Origin of the sequence: Yersinia proxima (assembly GCF_902170785.1) — a bacterium.
Taxonomy (GTDB): Bacteria; Pseudomonadota; Gammaproteobacteria; order Enterobacterales; family Enterobacteriaceae; genus Yersinia; species Yersinia proxima.
In genome coordinates this window covers 1-19,209 of the sequence record NZ_CABHYG010000011.1, presented here as the reverse complement: position 1 = coordinate 19,209, position 19,209 = coordinate 1, and the positions used below count along the sequence as shown (strand labels likewise).

The following is a 19,209-nucleotide window of genomic DNA, read 5'->3' as shown; positions in this document are numbered from 1 at the left end:
AACACCGCTGTAACGTCAAGTACGAAGAGTATGAAAGGGAACATTATGCAGTTATCCCACACCGAATACCAAAGCCGTAAAAAGAAAACCGCCTGGTGGCAAAGTGATGCACTTAAGTGGCTGATTATCAGTATATTAAGTTTATTCACCTGCTATTTAATCGTGTTGATGTATTCTCAGGGCGAATATCTTTTTGCCATCGTGACGCTGATTCTGGTGACTCTGGGGCTGTACGTTTTTGCCAATCGCCGCGCTTATGCCTGGCGTTATGTTTACCCCGGCGTAGCAGGGATGGGGCTATTTGTTCTGTTCCCCTTGATTTGCACTATTGCCATTGCCTTTACCAATTACAGTAGTACTAACCAATTAACCTTTGAACGCGCCCAATCAGTGTTGCTGGATAGACAATTCCAGACGGGTAAAACCTACACTTTTGGTCTTTACCCCAGCGATAACCAATGGCGTTTACAACTGACTAACCCGGATGATAGTAACATCCTGATTTCCGAGCCTTTCAGCTTTGATGCGACCAACGGCCAACTGCTGCATCTTGCCCCTGCCAGCGCTGAACAGACTGGCGAGCGCGCTTCACTGCGTATTATTACCCAAAATCGCCAGGCATTAAGTGGCGTAGTGGCGGTCTTGCCCAATGGGGGCGAGCTACGCATGAGTTCACTGCGTCAATTCGCCGAAACCAGCCCGCTTTACACATTAGCTGCTGACGGTAAAGAACTCAAAAATCAGCAGACAGGTGTGATATATCGGCCAAATCTTGATACTGGCTTTTATCAGGCAATCAATGCTGACGGTCAGTGGGAAAATGAAAAACTCAGCCCCGGTTTTACTATCACCATCGGCTGGAAAAACTTCCTGCGAGTACTGCAAGATGAAGGAATCCAAAAGCCCTTTATCTCGATCTTTATCTGGACCATCCTCTTCTCAGTCTTGAGTGTTATCCTGACCGTTGCCGTTGGTATGGTGCTGGCCTGCGTGGTGCAATGGGATGCCCTGAAAGGTAAAGCTATCTATCGCGTGCTGCTGATATTGCCCTACGCGGTTCCGTCATTTATCTCAATTTTGATCTTCAAAGGGTTATTTAACCAAAGTTTCGGGGAAATTAACCTGATGCTTAATCAGTTATTTGGTATCAAACCCGAGTGGTTCAGTGACCCAATTACTGCTAAAAGCATGATTTTGATTGTGAATACCTGGCTGGGTTATCCCTACATGATGATCCTCTGTATGGGGCTGTTGAAAGCTATCCCTGATGACTTATATGAAGCATCGGCTATGGATGGTGCAGGGCCTTTCCAGAACTTTTTCCGTATCACCTTCCCGTTACTGATTAAGCCGCTGACCCCGCTAATGATTGCCAGTTTTGCCTTTAACTTTAATAACTTCGTTCTGATTCAGTTATTAACCCGAGGCGGCCCGGATATGATTGGCACCAGTACTCCTGCTGGATATACCGATTTGCTGGTCAACTATACCTATCGTGTCGCCTTTGAAGGTGGTGGCGGGCAAGACTTCGGGCTGGCAGCGGCAATTGCAACACTGATTTTCATTCTGGTAGGCGCACTTGCGATACTGAATTTGAAAGCCAGCAAAATGAATTTTGACTAAGGAGGAGATGCAGATGGCTATGGTTCAACCTAAATCCCAGCGTTTGCGTCTATTTGGCACTCATTTCTTAATGCTGTGCTTTATCGCGCTGATTATGTTCCCGCTACTGATGGTGATTACCATTTCACTGCGGCCCGGTAACTTTGCCACTGGCAGCCTGATCCCGGATCAAATCTCCTGGGAACACTGGAAACTGGCTCTGGGCATGAGTGTCACCCATGCTGATGGTAGCGTGACACCGCCGCCATTCCCGGTGATGTTATGGCTGTGGAACTCAGTCAAAATTGCGGTGATTACCGCCATTGGTATTGTCACCCTATCCACCACTTGTGCTTACGCCTTTGCCCGTATGCGTTTTCGCGGCAAAGACACCCTGCTGAAAAGTATGCTGATTTTCCAGATGTTCCCTGCAGTACTGTCACTGGTGGCGTTATATGCCCTGTTCGACCGCCTTGGACAATATATGCCATTTATTGGGCTAAATACCCACGGCGGCGTAATCTTTGCTTATATGGGAGGGATTGCCCTGCACGTCTGGACTATCAAAGGTTACTTCGAAACCATTGATAACTCATTGGAAGAAGCTGCCGCCTTGGACGGAGCTACGCCATGGCAAGCCTTCAGACTGGTGCTGTTACCACTGTCAGTGCCAATTTTAGCTGTGGTCTTTATTCTGTCGTTTATTGCCGCGATTACCGAAGTCCCGGTTGCGTCATTGCTGTTGCGCGATGTGGACAGCTACACCCTGGCTGTGGGTATGCAGCAATATTTGAACCCGCAAAACTATCTGTGGGGTGATTTTGCCGCTGCCGCTGTGCTATCGGCTATTCCCATCACCGCCGTCTTCTTACTGGCGCAGCGCTGGCTGGTCGGTGGCCTCACGGCAGGTGGAGTGAAAGGTTAAACGGATGCTAAAGGGGTGACTGTTCCTACGGGCGCTCCGGTGGCTTACGCCACTACGACCCGAACGGAACATTTCCCCTTCGATCCGCATTATCAGTTATCTAAATTTATGCCGCTGCTTCACTTGCTGTATTTTCCCTCTGGTACTGTGTCTTTAGGGCGGCCGTAATGGCCGCCATTTTTATTTCTATAAACAAATAATACCCAAAATCATTGGCGTTACAGCAAGGCAGCAAGCGAATAAATCCCGATGAGCTTACTCAAGTAAGTGATTCGGGTGCATGAGTGCAGCTAACACCGCTGTAGCGTCAAGGATGAAGGGCTATTCTCTCTTCAATCTTTCGGTATTAGCTAAATACAAAGTCACCACCAGCAATAATATCGAGCCGGAATAAATCAGCGTATCAATTGGATTCTCATGATCGACAATGATCAACCGGATAATTGCGGTGATCCCGATATAAATAAAATAGCGCAGTGGGAAGTGATAACCAGACTCAAAGTATTTAACAATCAACGCGATAAACTCGAAGTACAGAAAGTAAATCACTATCCCTTCAATCAGCATGTAAGAAGACGCATCCTGATTATTGACGAATAACACCTTTCCAAGATGGAAGGTTTCTTTTATCAGAAAGACCACCAAAATAGCGGCCAATGCAATCAACCCCACATTCAGTAAACGCTGTAGATTTTTGGCTATCCACTGTGAGCGCGAATTTTTGGCCATAAATACTCCTATTGAAAGTAGGTGAAATGATCCGGGCCGAAAAAAAACCCCTTACATCAGTAAGGGGCTAATAAGCACGGATCAAAGAGCTTAGCCCGTTAGCTTAACGCCAGCTCTTGAAACGGTTAATCAACGCATTGGTTGAACTGTCATGACTGGTCACATCTTTATCATCGGCCAGTTCTGGCAAAATACGATTCGCCAGTTGTTTACCCAGTTCCACACCCCATTGGTCGAAAGTGTAGATATTCAGGATAATCCCTTGTGTGAAGATCTTGTGCTCATACAGCGCAATCAATGCGCCCAGGCTGAACGGCGTGATTTCGCGCAGCAAGATAGAGTTGGTTGGGCGGTTACCTTCGAACACTTTGAACGGCGCAACATGAGCCACTTGCTCAGGTGTTTTGCCTGCTGCGGCAAATTCTGCTTCAACTTCTGCCAGTGATTTACCGAAAGCCAGCGCTTCGGTTTGTGCAAAGAAGTTAGACAGCAGTTTCGCGTGGTGGTCACTCAGTGGGTTATGACTGATAGCCGGTGCGATAAAGTCACAAGGAACCAATTTGGTGCCCTGATGGATCAACTGATAAAACGCATGCTGACCATTGGTGCCTGGTTCGCCCCAAATAATTGGGCCAGTCTGGTAATCAACTGGGTTACCATTACGGTCAACATATTTACCGTTGGATTCCATATTGCCCTGCTGGAAGTAAGCCGGGAAACGGTGCATATATTGGTCATATGGCAGGATGGCTTCGGTTTCTGCGCCAAAGAAATTGTTGTACCAGATACCAATCAACGCCAGCAGAATCGGCAGGTTCTTCTCAGCCGGAGTTTCGGCAAAGTGTTTATCCATGGCATGTGCGCCACTGAGCAATTGTTCGAAGTTTTCGAAACCAACCGACAGCGCGATAGACAAACCAATAGCTGACCACAGGGAATAACGGCCACCGACCCAATCCCAGAACTCAAACATATTGTTAGTATCAATACCAAACTCGCCTACGGCTTTAGCATTGGTAGATAATGCAGCAAAATGCTTAGCAACATGCTCTGGTGAACCAGCCGTAGTCAGGAACCAGTCACGCGCACTGTGGGCGTTGGTCATGGTCTCTTGGGTGGTGAAGGTTTTTGACGCCACCAGGAACAGCGTAGTTTCCGGATTTAGCGGTTTCAACGTTTCAGCAATATGAGTGCCATCTACGTTAGAAACGAAATGCATATTCAGATGATTTTTGTACGGACGCAGCGCTTCGGTCACCATGTAAGGGCCGAGATCTGAACCACCGATACCGATATTCACCACATCAGTTATGGCTTTACCGGTATAGCCTTTCCATTCGCCGCCAATCACGCGGTCACAGAAATCTTTCATTTTCGCAAGAACCGCATTCACTTCCGGCATCACATCTTTGCCATCAACCATAATCGGTGTGTTACTACGGTTACGCAGAGCGATATGCAGCACGGCACGGTCTTCGGTGCGGTTGATTTTCTCACCAGAGAACATCGCTTTAATTGCACCAGCCAGATCAGTTTCTTTAGCCAGAGCTTGCAGTTTTTCCATGGTTTCGCTGGTAATGCGGTTTTTGGAGAAATCTACCAGCATTTGATCGTCAAAAGTCGCTGAAAACTTGCTAAAACGCTGATCGTCCTTGGCAAACAGACTACTGATAGTGACATCTTTCATCTGTTCAAAGTGTTGCTGTAACGCTTTCCAGGCAGCGGTTTGACTAGGATTAATATTTTTCATAGCGGCGCTCTTCTAGGCTTAAGGATTAATGAAACGAATACCTTGATTGTATCCTGTTACCCTGTGATTGAGATCTCTTTTCTTGCGATAGGTATTATCTCTCGAAACAACTATTGATCTGATCCATGTTTCTCAATACCTCAGTTCATCTTAAGATTTTTAATCTTAGCAGCAGCTCATATTCAGGCCAGTATCCAATCAATTTAGTGATATGAGGGAGCATATTATTAAATATGAAAATACCTCATAGCCATTTCATTGACAGAAAGTGGATAACCCGTTATTCCCTTGTACAGAGAAAAATACAGCCGACCACCCGAGATGGCATCTGACACGAGGTTTTTTAGATGATTTCCGCTTCACAACGACAGGCTTCACAACGACCGTCTTCACAACAACAAGCTCGCAGCGCCCCATCCCAGACGGTAGTCGCCAAATTTGGTGGTACCAGTGTGGCTGATTTTGATGCCATGAGCCGCAGCGCTGACGTAGTTTTATCGAACCCGGATGTTCGTTTAGTGATTCTGTCGGCTTCGGCCGGGATTACCAATCTGTTGGTCGCGCTGGCCGATGGTTGCGAACAGGAAATACGCGCCCTTCATTTAGATGAAATCCGTCGTATTCAATACAGCATTCTCACTAAACTTTCTGACCCAGCTGTCATTCGCGAAGAAATTGATCGCATGCTGGAGAACATCGCCATGCTGTCAGAAGCGGCCAGTCTGGCGACCTCGGCAGCACTGACGGATGAACTGGTCAGCCACGGCGAATTAATGTCGACATTATTGTTTGTCGAACTGTTGCGCCAACGCCAGGTGGCGGTGGAATGGTTTGATGTGCGCAAAATTATGCGCACCAATGATCGCTTTGGCCGAGCCGAACCAGATACTCATGCATTATCCGAACTGGCCCAGACCCAATTAGCACCGCGTATCGAGCACGCCATTATCGTGACGCAAGGTTTTATCGGTAGCGAAAGTAAAGGTCGCACCACCACGCTAGGCCGGGGTGGCAGTGATTACACTGCTGCATTGTTGGGGGAGGCGCTGAATGTCAGCCGCATTGATATCTGGACGGATGTACCAGGGATTTATAGCACTGACCCACGCGTCGTTCCCGGTGCAAAACGTATTGATAAAATCGCTTTTGAAGAAGCTGCTGAAATGGCGACGTTTGGTGCCAAAGTGCTGCACCCGGCAACTTTATTACCGGCCGTGCGTAGCGATATCCCGGTGTTTGTCGGATCGAGCAAAGATCCCGAAGCAGGCGGCACCTTAGTGTGCAATGAAACTTACAACCCTCCGCTGTTCCGGGCTTTAGCATTGCGCCGCAAACAAACCCTGCTAACCCTGCATAGCCTGAATATGCTGCACGCACGCGGTTTTCTGGCCGAAGTTTTTAACATTCTGGCGCGCCACAATATCTCGGTTGATTTGATAACCACCTCCGAAGTGAGTGTAGCGCTGACACTGGATACGACCGGCTCGACATCAACTGGAGACAGCTTGTTGACCAGTTCATTGTTGACCGAACTCTCCTCCCTGTGCCGGGTTGAAGTGGAAGAAAATCTGGCATTGGTGGCGATTATCGGAAACAACCTGTCGCAAGCCTGCGGGGTGGGTAAAGAGGTGTTTGGCGTGCTAGACCCATTCAATATCCGCATGATTTGCTACGGAGCCAGCAGCCACAACCTGTGCTTCCTGGTGCCGGGCACTGATGCAGAGAAAGTGGTACAAACTCTGCACCACAATCTGTTTGAATAACGGGTTGTTTGAAAACAAAAACCGACACTGCCTGTGGGGAGTGCCGGTTTTGACTGTTTGAGTTCGCAATAAACCAATCAAGAAATGTTCGGTTTCAACTGAGTGTTAAGAGCACGCTTTAAAGCATTTTCCAGCTGAATAGCGGCGTCTTTCACTCGTGGATCTCTTGCCATCTGTCCCTGATGCCGAACGTTAATTATTTTATTTATCAAATCACAACAATACTTTATTTTCTCTGGCGATCCAGACTCCGCGGCTTTGGTTGCTGAAGGAGCAGTAAACGGATCCGATTTCTGCGGAAGAATAGATAGCCGAGTATGAACTCGCCCAATGCGCTCTCTGCTGGCAATACCATTAGATATCCCAGAGAGCTTGTTGGACATATGGTTACCTGATTCTGCGGTTTTCGATTTACTTTCCACTGCAACAGGCCGCGAAGTCTTTGCTGTTCTAAAAAGATTAAGCACGCTATTTTTGATGTTCATTTATCGTCTTTCCTCTGCTTCAATAGTTTGAAACAGAGTAGCGAATTGGCTCAAACCTCTTCTATCATAAATTGAGGACAATTCGCTTTTCATTGTCAATCCGCATCGTAACCCAGGTTCGGAGCTAACCAGCGCTCAACCTCGGCAACTGGCATCCCTTTACGGGCAGCGTAATCTTCAACTTGATCTCGCTGAATTTGTGCCACAGCAAAATATTTGCTATCCGGATGACTAAAGTACCAACCCGACACCGATGCCCCAGGCCACATGGCGTAGGATTCCGTCAGTTTCATACCCGTATGAGTTTCCACATCCAGCAACTGCCAGATTTGGCCTTTCTCTGTGTGCTCAGGGCAAGCCGGATACCCCGGCGCCGGGCGGATCCCTTGATAATTTTCCCGCACCAACTCTTCATTACTCAGATTTTCATTTGGTGAGAAGCCCCAATACACCTTACGCACCCGCTCATGCAGATATTCCGCAAAAGCCTCTGCCAGCCGGTCAGACAGCGCCTTAATCATGATTTTGTTGTAATCATCATGTTGAGCATCATAGGCATCGGCCAGAGCATCCTCTTCCAGTCCGCCGGTAACCGCAAAAGCACCATAATAATCAGCTTTACCGCTGGATTTAGGTGCGACGTAATCAGCCAGACAATAGTTCGGAAAATCGGTTTTCTCGGTTTGCTGGCGCAAGTGATGGCTAACCACCAGCACTTCATCACGTCTTTCATCGCGATAGATTTCGATGTCATCGCCAACACTGTTGGCCGGAAATAGCCCGACGACACCTTTTGGATGCAGTAACCCCTCTGCTGACAGCTTATCCAGCATCTCATTGGCATCAGCAAACAGGCGCTTGGCCTCTTCACCCACCACTTCATCTTCCAGAATACGCGGATACTTACCCGCCAGCGACCAGGTCATAAAGAATGGCGTCCAGTCGATATAGTTACGCAAAGTTTCGATGCTGGCTTCCACTGCCTGCACACCCAACTTATGCGCCACTGGTGGAGTGTAATTTTCCCAATCAATAACAGTTTGGTTATCTCGCGCCACTTGCAGGCTAACCGGTGGGGTTCGTGGTTTTTTACGCGCATGTTGAATACGGACCGTTTCATATTCTTTGCGAGTTTTCGCTATAAAATCATCTCGTTGCGTATCAGATAATAAAGCTGAAACCACACCAACACTGCGCGATGCGTTAGAGACATAAGTGGTTGAGCCACTGTAGTTCTGCTCAATTTTAACTGCGGTATGGGCTTTGGAGGTGGTAGCCCCGCCAATCAGCAGCGGCAAGGTAAAGCCCTGGCGCTCCATCTCTTTGGCGACATTCACCATCTCATCGAGCGATGGCGTAATCAGGCCAGATAAACCGATGATATCGACCTTTTCTTCCCGCGCGGTACGCAGAATTTTTTCGGTCGGCACCATCACGCCCAAGTCTATGATTTCATAGTTATTACACTGCAACACCACACCGACAATGTTTTTGCCGATGTCATGCACATCGCCTTTAACCGTCGCCAGCAGGATTTTGCCTGCGGTGGTGCCTTTCTGTTTACTGGCTTCAATATAAGGTTCGAGATAGGCGACCGCTTGTTTCATCACTCGGGCAGATTTTACCACCTGCGGCAGGAACATTTTCCCCTCGCCAAACAAGTCTCCCACCACATTCATCCCAGCCATCAATGGCCCTTCGATAACCTCGATTGGCCGGTCGGCTTGCTGACGGGCTTCTTCAGTATCCAACTCAATGAACTCGGTAATCCCTTTAACCAGCGAGTATTCCAGGCGTTTTTTCACCGGCCAGCCGCGCCATTCCGCTTGCTGAACCGCCACCTCATCACTCTTACTGCCACGGTATTTTTCTGCCAGATCCAGCAGGCGCTCGGTGCTGTCATCACGACGATTAAGAATGACATCCTCAACCGCATTACGTAGTTCATCTGACAGATCGTCATAGATAGCCAACTGCCCGGCATTGACGATACCCATATCCATTCCATTACGAATGGCGTAATAAAGGAATACCGCGTGAATAGCTTCCCGCACCGGATCATTACCACGGAAGGAGAACGAAACGTTGGAGACACCGCCTGAAATCATGGCATGCGGCAGTTCGGCTTTGATATCGGCACAAGCCTCAATAAAGTCGACGGCGTAGTTATTATGTTCTTCAATCCCGGTGGCGACGGCGAAAATATTCGGGTCAAAAATAATATCTTCCGGCGGGAAGCCAACGGTTTCAGTCAGAATTTTATAGGCGCGGCGGCAAATCTCTATCTTGCGCGCGCGAGTATCAGCCTGCCCCTGCTCATCAAACGCCATCACCACCATCGCCGCGCCATAGCGCCGCACCAGTTTGGCATGATGAATAAAGGCATCCACACCCTCTTTCATCGAAATGGAGTTAACGATGCCCTTGCCCTGAATACATTTCAGACCTTTTTCGATGACATCCCACTTGGAGGAGTCGATCATAATCGGCACCCGGGCAATATCGGGTTCACCGGCAATCAGATTCAGGAAGCGCACCATAGCTGCTTCGGCATCCAACATGCCTTCATCCATATTGATATCGATGATTTGTGCGCCACTTTCAACCTGCTGACGAGCCACATCGAGCGCTTCGCCATATTTCTCTTCTTTTATCAGCCGCTTAAAACGAGCCGAGCCCGTGACGTTAGTCCGCTCGCCGACATTCACAAACAGCGTATTTGCATCAATTGTCAGTGGTTCCAACCCTGCTAAACGGCAAGCGACTGGAATATCCGGCAACGGACGTGGTGCAACGCCAGCGACAGCTTTAACCATCGCAGCAATATGACGTGGCGTAGTACCGCAGCATCCGCCGACAATATTTAAAAAGCCTGCCCGTGCCCACTCGCCAATCTGTTCGGCCATCTCTTTGGCTTCCAGATCATATTCACCAAAGGCATTCGGCAAACCGGCATTGGGATGTGCGCTGACATAATATTCAGAAATTCTCGATAACTCAGCGACATACTGACGCAATTCATCTGGCCCCAAAGCACAATTCAGGCCAAAAGAGAGCGGCTTTACGTGGCGCAGGGAATTATAAAAAGCCTCGGTAGTTTGGCCGGATAGAGTACGGCCAGAAGCATCGGTAATGGTGCCGGAAATCATCACCGGCAACAGCACTCCCATGGCTTCAAATTCAGATTCAACAGCAAAAGTGGCAGCTTTGGCATTCAGGGTATCGAAAACTGTTTCAATCATAATCAGATCGACACCGCCCTCTATCAGGGCGCGGGTTGATTCCCGATAGGCCTCAACTAACTGATCAAAACTGACATTACGAAATGCCGGATCATTCACTTTCGGTGAAATAGACGCGGTTCGGTTGGTCGGGCCAAGCACTCCGGCAACATAGCGTGGTTTGTCGGGGGTGCGGGCAGTCCATTCATCCGCACAGAGACGGGCCAGTCGGGCAGCTTCATAGTTAATTTCAGCTGACAGCGACTCCATCTGATAATCCGCCATAGCAATGGAGGTAGAGTTAAAGGTATTGGTTTCGAGAATATCAGCGCCGGCTTCAAGATAGGCATTGTGAATGGCAGTAATGACTTCGGGCTTGGAGAGCACCAATAAATCATTATTCCCTTTCAGATCACTGGGCCAATCAGCAAAGCGCGCACCACGGTAATCCGCCTCTTCCAGTCGATAGCTCTGGATCATGGTTCCCATGCCACCATCCAACACCAAGATCCGTTGTGCTAATTGCTGGTGTAATTCCTTAACCTTATTATTTGTTACTGTGTCCACCACTGTCGCCTCTTTACCCTGTTGCCTTGCCATTATCCGATGCATCTTTAATTGTTTATTCGTATCAGACATGCTGAAAAATTCATCTGTCATCCTAGCACAAGTTGTCAGCGTAATGAGTCCAGTCACAGTTGAGACTTTTTCAGGTAGGAAACCAAACTCATCGGATGAGCAATTTTTGTGGTTTGCATGCATAATTAAAAACGAAAATGAGTTCCATAATAATAGATGAGAGGTTGATTTATGGCGTTACCGATTGCGATCAAACGGGGGAAGAAACCCAAGGCAGCTGCGCAAATGGCGACAGCTCCTACCGGTCAGGTTCAATCATTGACACGGGGTCTTAAATTACTGGAATATATTTCCGAAGCACAGGGCAGTGTCGCACTGACAGATTTAGCACAGCAGGCAGGTTTGCCTAATTCCACCACTCACCGCCTGTTAACCACCATGCAACAGCAGGGTTTCGTCCGTCAGGTGGGGGATTTAGGCCTTTGGACGATGGGCGCACACGCCTTTATTGTCGGCAGCAGCTTCTTGCAAAGCCGCAATTTGCTGGCTATGGTTCACCCCATGCTACGCCGTTTAATGGATGAATCCGGTGAAACCGTCAATCTGGCCGTGCTGGATCACAGTGACTATCAGGCCATTATTATCGATCAAGTGCAATGTACCGCCCTGATGCGGATGTCCGCACCGATTGGCGGCAAACTGCCTATGCACGCCTCGGGTGCCGGTAAAGCATTTCTCTCCACCCTGCCAGACGAGCAACTGGTTCAGCTTTTACACAAAAAGGGGCTGCATGCCTACACGCAGCATACCCGCACCAGCCCTGCTAGTTTGAAAGAGAATCTGGCGCTGATTCGCAAGCAGGGTTATTCATTTGACGATGAAGAGCATGCCCTCGGTCTGCGCTGTATCGCCGCCTGTCTGTTCGATGAACATCACGAAGCCTTTGCCGCTATTTCCATTTCCGGCCCGATATCGCGTATTACCGACGATCGCGTCACAGAGCTTGGCGCATTGGTTATTCATGCTGCGAAAGAAATAACTCAATCATACGGCGGCGGGAATCGGAGTTAATTAGTTAAGACGTTGTCGTTCGGTGAGAACAAGCAGATCGTAAAGACGCCGTAAATACTTCCCTGTAGGCTCGAGCCGCGCCGTCCTGGCGCGGACGCTTTACTCTTCTGCCTGCTCTCACCTCTCTGAATCGAGAACTAATTACTCACAACAGTGTTTCTTTACATTCCCGCTCAAGGCGTAGCGAGCTAAGTCAGTTTAGGTGCGGCCAGCGCGGAAAAACCGGAGCGTACACGAAGTACGTGAGGATTTTGAGCACTGCCCAATCCTAAAATGACAACGCGCAGTAGCCGTTAATTTAAAACCCGCTGGGAGAAGCGTTGTTTTCGACGATAAGCAAAAACATCTTCCACATACCCATCACGGATACGCTGCTGCAAACCGCGCCAGTAACTGGCATGGAACAAGTCGCTGTGCATTTCCTCAAAAAAGTGCCGAACTTTGCGGTCACTGCATAAGAAATGGCGAAATTCTTCGGGGAAAACATCATTGGGAGATACGCTATACCACGGCTCACTGGCCATTTCATCTTCCGGATAGCGTGGTGGCGGGATATCGCGGAAATTCACCTCAGTCATATAACAAATTTCGTCATAATCGTAAAACACCACGCGCCCATGGCGGGTTACCCCGAAGTTCTTAAATAACATATCGCCGGGGAAAATATTCGCCGCAGCCAGTTGTTTAATGGCATTGCCGTATTCTTCAATAGCATCCTTCAACTGCTGATCATTTGCCTGCTCCATATAGAGATTCAATGGCGTCATCCGCCGCTCCATATAAAGGTGTTTAATGATGATTTGGTCGCCTAAGTCTTCCAGTTTTTCCGGCACTTCCCGCTGTAATTCCGTCAGCAATTCTGCGCTGATGCGATGCTTATCAATCACAAAATTCTCATACTCTTGGGTATCCGCCATTCGTCCTACTCGGTCATGTTCTTTAACCAATTGATAGCACTCTAAAACTCTCGCCTGACTGACTTCTTTTTGTGGCGCGAACTGGTCTTTAATGACCTTAAAAACCCGGTCAAATGATGGCAGAGTAAATACCAACATCACCATTCCTTTGACCCCAGGCGCAATAATAAACTGTTCGCTGGATTGATGAACAAAGGTTAGGTATTCACGATAGCTTTCGGTTTTACCGTGTTTTTGGCAGCCAATCGCCATATACAGTTCAGCTGTCGATTTGCCCGGCAAGATTTCCCGCAGCCACTCCACCATTGCCGCAGGTAAGGGGGCATAAACCATAAAATAGGAACGGGCGAAACCGAACACGATACTGGCCTCTGCCTTGCTGGTGAGGCAGGTATCAATAAATAACCCGCCTGATTCATTGTGATGGATAGGTAGCAGAAATGGATAGACCTCGCCAGCCAGTCGCAGTTTTCCCACCAACCAAGCGGCTTTATTACGATAAAACAATTCATTCGCAATTTGAAAACGTGCGGTTGCGAGCTGCTCATCGGTAAAAGTTTGCCGCAATGCGGTCGCAATATAGCCAATATCGCGTGACAGGTCTTCCCAGGGTAAACGCAGCGGTAAATCATTGAGAACGAGCTGCAACATGCCGCTCAAATTATCCTTGGGGACAAAATCGCGCGCCAAAGGGCGGGGAATTTCACGAAAGCGCCGCTCCGGTTGTGAACTGAAAACAAACAGCTTATCCGGGGTTAAATCGCGGTGTTTAAACAACCGACAATAGACTGAATTAAAAAAACTTTCGGCGATTTCAAAGCGCGGATAATCCGGCAACAAGCCGGTATAAATTTCTTTTACTCGCGTTAGAAAATTTACATCAAAACAGCGCTGATCGGTGATGTGTTTCAATTGCTCAACTACCAGACCCACATGGCTGTCATAGAGGTGAATACGCTTTTTCATCGCCTGCTGTACCGCAGGCCAATCAGCCTGCTCAAAACGATGTTGCGCCCCCGCAGTGACCTCCAGAAAGCGGCCATATTGAGCATCAAACCCCTGCAAAATTGTTTGCGCGATTAATTGTTCCAGCTTTGTCACCATACTCACCTCCGCCATACAGAACAGAGCCTGCGTAAGCAGGCTCTTGATAACACAGACTTTCACTTAAATCAGTGGAGTTAGAATTGCTGTTCTTCCGTCGAGCCAGTCAATGCTGTCACGGAAGACTCGCCGCCCTGAATGATATTGGTGACTTTATCAAAGTAGCCGGTGCCCACTTCCTGTTGATGGGACGCGAAAGTGTAGCCGCGCTCAACAGCAGCAAATTCTGGCTGCTGAACCTTCTCAACATAGTGTTTCATGCCCTCTCCCTGTGCGTAAGCATGCGCCAGATCGAACATGTTGAACCACATGCTGTGGATACCCGCCAGTGTAATAAACTGGTATTTGTAACCCATAGCTGACAGCTCATCCTGGAAGCTGGCAATCTGTTGGTCCGTTAGGTTCTTTTTCCAGTTAAATGATGGAGAGCAGTTGTAAGCCAATAATTTACCGGGGAATTGTGCGTGAATCGCATCAGCAAAACGTTTAGCTAACGCCAGGTCTGGCGTTGAGGTTTCGCACCACACCAAATCGGCATACGGGGCATAAGCCAGACCGCGGCTGATGGCTTGCTCAATACCAGCATGAGTGCGGAAGAATCCTTCAGCAGTGCGATCGCCAGTAATGAATTCGCTATCATGCGGGTCACAATCAGAAGTCAGCAAATCAGCGGCATCAGCATCGGTACGGGCAATCAGCAGTGTTGGTACACCGAGAACGTCCGCAGCCAGACGGGCGGCGACCAACTTCTGAATCGCTTCCTGAGTCGGTACCAAAACTTTACCACCCATATGACCACATTTCTTCACGGCTGCCAGTTGGTCTTCGAAATGCACACCGGCAGCACCCGCTTCAATCATAGCTTTCATCAATTCAAACGCATTCAGTACACCACCAAAACCGGCTTCCGCATCGGCTACAATCGGCAGGAAATAGTCGGTATAACCTTTGCTACCCGGCTCAATATTATTCGACCATTGAATCTGATCTGCGCGACGGAAACTGTTATTGATACGTTTAACCACCGCGGGAACGGAGTCAACCGGGTACAGCGACTGATCCGGATACATGCTTGATGCGGTGTTAGCATCAGCCGCGACCTGCCAGCCTGACAGATAAATGGCCTCAACCCCTGCCTTCGCCTGTTGCAGCGCCTGACCACCGGTTAATGCACCTAAACAGTTGATATAGTCTTTACGCGATTTGCCGTGCAGTAATTCCCACAATCTCTTCGCACCATGTTGCGCCAGAGTGCACTCTGGATTGACTGAACCACGTAACTTAATCACTTCTTCGGCACTATACGGGCGAATAATGCCCTCCCAGCGCGGTGATTTCCATTCCTGTTCCAATTGCTGAATTTGTTGAGTACGAGAGGTAGTCATGGCGATATTCCTTATTATTTAATTTTGTAGGGTTAAATAAGTTAGTGTCTTAGGCTAGCAGCGCGTAGCCGGGTAGTGTCAGGAAGTCGATAAGCTCGTCTTGTGTTGTTATTCGCTCCATCAAGCGCGCAGCTTCTTCAAACCGCCCGCCATCAAATCGCTCTGCGCCAAGTTCCAGCTTCACTACCTGCATTTCTTCACTCAACATGTTTCGGAACAGCTCTTTCGTCACCGTTTGACCATTACTTAGGTTTTTCTGGTGATGTATCCATTGCCAGATAGAAGTACGGGAAATCTCTGCCGTCGCGGCATCTTCCATCAGGCCATAAATCGGCACGCAACCATTGCCAGATATCCATGCTTCAATGTATTGCACCGCAACCCGGATATTGGCGCGCATCCCTTCTTCCGTGCGTTCACCACTGCAAGGCTCCAACAACTCAGCTGCGGTGATAGGTTTGTCCTGCGCCCGGCTAACCTCTAATTGATTTGGCCGGTCACCCAGCACCTTGTTAAAGACTTCCATCACGGTATCGGCCAGCCCTGGATGGGCTACCCATGTACCATCATGGCCATTACTGGCTTCTAACTCTTTATCCGCACGGACTTTATCCAGTACTTGCGCATTTTTTACCGGATCTTTATTCGGGATAAATGCCGCCATACCACCCATCGCTAAAGCACCGCGTTTATGGCAGGTTTTGATCAATAAACGGGAATACGCGCTCAGGAATGGTTTATTCATGGTGACCGATTGGCGGTCTGGCAACACACGATCACCGTGATTTTTCAGTGTTTTGATATAGCTGAATATATAATCCCAACGACCACAATTGAGGCCAACAATGTGATGGCGCAGGTGATAGAGGATTTCATCCATTTGGAACACAGCAGGTAATGTTTCAATTAATACCGTGGCTTTAATGGTGCCTTGCGGTAAGTCGAAGCGCTGCTCGGTAAAGGTGAAAACATCACTCCACCAAGCGGCTTCCTGGTAAGACTGCATCTTCGGCAAATAAAAATAAGGGCCACTGCCATTGGCAAGTAATTGCTTATAGTTATGATAGAAATACAAAGCGAAATCGAACAGTCCACCAGGAATAGCTTCCCCCTGCCATTTCACATGTTTCTCCGGCAAGTGCAGGCCGCGAACTCGCGCAATCAGTACCGCAGGATTGGGTTTGAGCTGATAAATCTTGCCAGATTCATTTGCATAGGAAATCGTACCTTTTACCGCATCATGCAGGTTAATTTGACCATCGATCACTTTGTCCCAACTTGGTGCCAACGAGTCTTCGAAATCAGCCATAAAGACTTTTACATTGGCATTGAGAGCATTAATCACCATTTTGCGCTCAACCGGCCCGGTAATCTCCACCCGACGATCACGTAAGTCAGCAGGAATTCCTTGAATCTTCCAGTCACCTTCGCGAATGGAATTAGTTTCCGAAATAAAATCCGGTAAGGCGCCTTGGTCGATATTTTTTTGCCAGGATACCCGTGCGGCAAGGAGTTCACAACGTGAGTGTGTGAATTTCACCACCAATTCGGTCAAGAATTCGATCGCTTCATCCGGTAAAACCTGTCTTTCAGCAGCATTAAAATGCTGTGTAAAAACTAACTCCATGCCGACTAACTGTTGTGTCATTTCCCTTCCCCTTTCCAATCTCACGGTTTTTACATCAACGCTAATGTCGCGTCATTCTTGGATTCGTATCGGATAATGTGTTCCAACCGGAAATTGAAGGCTAGATTATATGGTTACTTTTCACCCCGACAGGACTAAGAATAATCAATTAATTAAGAAAATCAAAAACGATTTCCATTTTTATTTAAAATAATTTTTTAATCTTTATTTATCATATTGTTAACATAATGATGAGTGATAGATAGATAGGAACCAGCTTCCATTAATGACTTTATCTCATGGTAACTCGTTGTTTGATAAAGAGATCAGACCAGTTTAAGTCAAGATGAATGGAGTATATTCGAGCAAAAAATAGAAAGGCGGCTCGATTCAGCCGCCTTTATTAACATTCAGGGAGGGGGAAAGTTAGTCGAGAGTAGGATTCATATGACGTAAATCAAATGGTGTGATTTGGTAAACGTAGTAGTTCAGCCAGTTAGCAAATAACAGGTGCCCGTGGCTGCGCCAGGATGCTTTTGGGGGTAATGACGCATCATCATTGGGGAAATAATTGAGTGGGATTTGTGGATTCAGACCGGCAGCCAGATCACGTTGATATTCGCCGGCTAAGGTATCGACATCATATTCAGGATGACCGGTGACGAAAGCGACTCTCTTGTCTTTACTGGCAAACAAATATGCACCAGCCTCTTCCGAGGAAACCAGAATATCCAGATCAGTGTATTGCTGAAGTACCTCAACGGGGAAATCGGCATAACGAGAGTGTGGAGCCAGGAATGTCTCATCGAAACCGCGTGTGAGTAGTGCCAGTGGTTTATCTGTTTGATGCTGATAAATGCCTGAGAGCTTAGTCTCACGCGTCATTTTCGGAATACCATATAAGATATTCAAGGCTGCCTGTACCGCCCAACACACGAATAAAGTTGAGGTTACATGATCTTTTGCCCAGGCAATAATACGCTCAATTTGCGGCCAATAAGCAACATCACAGAAATCGACCAAGCCCAGAGGAGCCCCTGTCACAATCAGCCCGTCAAAGTTTTGCTCCTGAATATCTTCAAAGTCACAATAGAAGTTGTTCAAGTGCTCAGCTGGCGTATTTTTTGACTCGCGACTATCGATCCGCAGCAATTGGATATCAACCTGTAAAGGCGAATTAGAGAGTAAACGCAGGAATTGGTTTTCCGTCTCAATTTTTTTAGGCATCAGATTTAAAACCAACACCTTCAGGGGACGAATTTCCTGAGTTTTTGCACGCGATGAGGTCATTACAAAGACATTCTCATTACGTAAGAAACTCACAGCAGGTAATTCATCAGGAACCCGAATTGGCATGCCTATATCCTCAATATATCCGTTTATACGTTTAGACTTCTAGATGCCCGAAGATAACGGTTTTTTGGGAAAAAGTCGAGCAATCTGCGGCAAACTGAAAATGTTTCATTGCTGAAATTTCAACATATAGAATTTAGTGAGCTAGTCGTAATTATTTTATATGTTTAAATACAGTAAAAAACATTTAAATACATATAGTTAGACTAAACTTGCCGATATGGTTTCAAATATATTATATGGAGAATGGTGAGGATTGGGGCAGCCTATTATCGGTTACTAACTGTTTATGGATATGTAGATATTTTTCAGGTGGCAAAAAAGCAAAAACCCCACGCTTTTGGCATGGGGTCTTTACTTGATTTGATACCTGGCAGTGTCCTACTCTCGCATGGGGAGACCCCACACTACCATCGGCGCTACGGCGTTTCACTTCTGAGTTCGGCATGGGGTCAGGTGGGACCACCGCGCTATTGCCGCCAGGTAAATTCTTTTCTACAATTGCCGAACTTTAACCCATGTAACTGGTGCTGATACCCAGAGTCGAACTGGGGACCTCACCCTTACCAAGGGTGCGCTCTACCAACTGAGCCATATCAGCACGCTAAATTTGATGCCTGGCAGTGTCCTACTCTCGCATGGGGAGACCCCACACTACCATCGGCGCTACGGCGTTTCACTTCTGAGTTCGGCATGGG

12 protein-coding genes, 1 tRNA gene and 2 rRNA genes are annotated in these 19,209 nt (G+C 47.8%); 4 read left to right on the top strand and 11 right to left on the bottom strand.

The genetic code is table 11. From position 1 onward, the window contains the following. Window positions 1-45 precede the first annotated feature (45 nt). Window positions 46-1,623 (top strand): maltose ABC transporter permease MalF, encoded by a 1,578-nt coding sequence (gene malF, locus FTB31_RS08955; RefSeq protein WP_050078157.1) that lies wholly within the window; start codon window positions 46-48, stop codon window positions 1,621-1,623. Between the two features lie 13 nt (window positions 1,624-1,636). Then, window positions 1,637-2,527 carry a maltose ABC transporter permease MalG gene (gene malG / locus FTB31_RS08950; RefSeq protein ID WP_005165723.1) on the top strand — a complete coding sequence of 297 codons (891 nt, stop codon included), beginning with the start codon at window positions 1,637-1,639 and terminating at the stop codon, window positions 2,525-2,527. 321 nt (window positions 2,528-2,848) lie between these two features. On the opposite strand, the gene psiE is transcribed toward malG, so the two are convergent. Both psiE and pgi read right to left on the bottom strand, forming a co-directional pair. Continuing rightward, window positions 2,849-3,256 (bottom strand): phosphate-starvation-inducible protein PsiE, encoded by a 408-nt coding sequence (psiE, locus tag FTB31_RS08945; RefSeq protein WP_004705335.1) that lies wholly within the window; start codon window positions 3,254-3,256, stop codon window positions 2,849-2,851. A gap of 103 nt (window positions 3,257-3,359) precedes the next feature. Beyond that, window positions 3,360-5,006 (bottom strand): glucose-6-phosphate isomerase, encoded by a 1,647-nt coding sequence (gene pgi / locus FTB31_RS08940; RefSeq protein WP_077175498.1) that lies wholly within the window; start codon window positions 5,004-5,006, stop codon window positions 3,360-3,362. A 347-nt stretch (window positions 5,007-5,353) separates the two neighbouring features. On the opposite strand from pgi, the gene lysC reads away from it, so the two are divergent. Then, window positions 5,354-6,769, top strand: coding sequence for a lysine-sensitive aspartokinase 3 (lysC, locus tag FTB31_RS08935; RefSeq protein WP_077175499.1), 1,416 nt, complete (start codon window positions 5,354-5,356; stop codon window positions 6,767-6,769). 77 nt (window positions 6,770-6,846) lie between these two features. Here the strand turns inward: lysC and FTB31_RS08930 are convergent, their stop codons facing one another. Both FTB31_RS08930 and metH read right to left on the bottom strand, forming a co-directional pair. Continuing rightward, the gene (locus tag FTB31_RS08930; protein ID WP_077175500.1) at window positions 6,847-7,254 is read right to left on the bottom strand and encodes a hypothetical protein; all 408 of its coding nucleotides are present in this window, start codon (window positions 7,252-7,254) and stop codon (window positions 6,847-6,849) included. Window positions 7,255-7,349: 95 nt separating this feature from the next. Next, a complete protein-coding gene (gene metH / locus FTB31_RS08925; protein ID WP_077175507.1) occupies window positions 7,350-11,045 on the bottom strand; it encodes a methionine synthase in 3,696 nt (1,231 codons plus the stop codon). Window positions 11,046-11,285: 240 nt separating this feature from the next. On the opposite strand from metH, the gene iclR reads away from it, so the two are divergent. Next, on the top strand, window positions 11,286-12,125 hold the full coding sequence (gene iclR / locus FTB31_RS08920) for a glyoxylate bypass operon transcriptional repressor IclR (RefSeq protein ID WP_077175501.1): 840 nt from the start codon (window positions 11,286-11,288) through the stop codon (window positions 12,123-12,125). A gap of 293 nt (window positions 12,126-12,418) precedes the next feature. On the opposite strand, the gene aceK is transcribed toward iclR, so the two are convergent. The 7 genes from aceK to rrf (FTB31_RS21635) all read right to left on the bottom strand — a co-directional run. After that, window positions 12,419-14,146, bottom strand: a complete 1,728-nt coding sequence (aceK, locus tag FTB31_RS08915; RefSeq protein WP_227731296.1) for a bifunctional isocitrate dehydrogenase kinase/phosphatase — start codon at window positions 14,144-14,146, stop codon at window positions 12,419-12,421. Between the two features lie 77 nt (window positions 14,147-14,223). Next, the gene (gene aceA, locus FTB31_RS08910) at window positions 14,224-15,531 is read right to left on the bottom strand and encodes an isocitrate lyase (RefSeq protein ID WP_019080130.1); all 1,308 of its coding nucleotides are present in this window, start codon (window positions 15,529-15,531) and stop codon (window positions 14,224-14,226) included. A gap of 49 nt (window positions 15,532-15,580) precedes the next feature. Next, on the bottom strand, window positions 15,581-17,179 hold the full coding sequence (aceB, locus tag FTB31_RS08905; RefSeq protein WP_227731295.1) for a malate synthase A: 1,599 nt from the start codon (window positions 17,177-17,179) through the stop codon (window positions 15,581-15,583). Window positions 17,180-17,584: 405 nt separating this feature from the next. Further along, window positions 17,585-18,514: a homoserine O-acetyltransferase MetA gene (metA, locus tag FTB31_RS08900; protein ID WP_050078150.1), complete on the bottom strand. Its 930-nt coding sequence runs from the start codon at window positions 18,512-18,514 to the stop codon at window positions 17,585-17,587. 365 nt (window positions 18,515-18,879) lie between these two features. Next, window positions 18,880-18,995, bottom strand: a 5S ribosomal RNA gene (gene rrf / locus FTB31_RS08895). Window positions 18,996-19,036: 41 nt separating this feature from the next. Next, window positions 19,037-19,112 (bottom strand) — tRNA-Thr (locus tag FTB31_RS08890). Window positions 19,113-19,126: 14 nt separating this feature from the next. Further along, a 5S ribosomal RNA gene (gene rrf / locus FTB31_RS21635) occupies window positions 19,127-19,209 on the bottom strand; the annotation flags it as partial.

Coding starts and splice junctions, on each gene's coding strand:
- malF (WP_050078157.1), top strand. CDS start 46: ATGCAGTTATCCCACACCGAATACCAAAGCCGTAAAAAGAAAACCGCC.
- malG (WP_005165723.1), top strand. CDS start 1,637: ATGGCTATGGTTCAACCTAAATCCCAGCGTTTGCGTCTATTTGGCACT.
- psiE (WP_004705335.1), bottom strand. CDS start 3,256: ATGGCCAAAAATTCGCGCTCACAGTGGATAGCCAAAAATCTACAGCGT.
- pgi (WP_077175498.1), bottom strand. CDS start 5,006: ATGAAAAATATTAATCCTAGTCAAACCGCTGCCTGGAAAGCGTTACAG.
- lysC (WP_077175499.1), top strand. CDS start 5,354: ATGATTTCCGCTTCACAACGACAGGCTTCACAACGACCGTCTTCACAA.
- FTB31_RS08930 (WP_077175500.1), bottom strand. CDS start 7,254: ATGAACATCAAAAATAGCGTGCTTAATCTTTTTAGAACAGCAAAGACT.
- iclR (WP_077175501.1), top strand. CDS start 11,286: ATGGCGTTACCGATTGCGATCAAACGGGGGAAGAAACCCAAGGCAGCT.
- aceK (WP_227731296.1), bottom strand. CDS start 14,146: ATGGTGACAAAGCTGGAACAATTAATCGCGCAAACAATTTTGCAGGGG.
- aceA (WP_019080130.1), bottom strand. CDS start 15,531: ATGACTACCTCTCGTACTCAACAAATTCAGCAATTGGAACAGGAATGG.
- aceB (WP_227731295.1), bottom strand. CDS start 17,179: ATGACACAACAGTTAGTCGGCATGGAGTTAGTTTTTACACAGCATTTT.
- metA (WP_050078150.1), bottom strand. CDS start 18,514: ATGCCAATTCGGGTTCCTGATGAATTACCTGCTGTGAGTTTCTTACGT.